1 pseudogene is annotated in these 363 nt (G+C 38.3%); it reads left to right on the top strand.

Features of this window, described 5'->3' with window-relative positions:
• Window positions 1-46 precede the first annotated feature (46 nt).
• A pseudogene (locus tag A9G40_RS01405) lies at window positions 47-298 on the top strand (transposase); the annotation flags it as partial.
• Window positions 299-363: the final 65 nt, after the last annotated feature.

Raw genomic sequence — 363 nt, forward strand, 5'->3', positions numbered from 1 at the left:
AAAAAGTAGAAAATTCTCTATGATAAAAGTAAAAGAGGATTTAATTATGAAAAAAATGACTGAACATCAAATCGTCGCTATTTTAAAAGAAGCTGAAGCAGGTATTCCTGTCAAGGAACTCTGTCGCAAATATGGCATGGGTAATTCAACTTTCTATAAGTGGCGAGAAAAATACGGCGGTATGGAAACGTCGGATATTAAACGCTTAAAGGAGCTGGAGGCTGAAAACTGCAAGCTTAAGCAGATGTTTGCCGAACTGAGCTTAAAATCCCAGCTTCAGGAAGAAATCATAAACAAGCTTTAGTGCCAACAGGGGCACGTAAAACGTGGGCACAGCAACTACAACAAAATCATTCAGTTACT

It is taken from the genome of Gilliamella sp. Nev3-1, from assembly GCF_001690435.1.
GTDB classification, from domain to species: Bacteria; Pseudomonadota; Gammaproteobacteria; order Enterobacterales; family Orbaceae; genus Gilliamella; species Gilliamella apicola_C.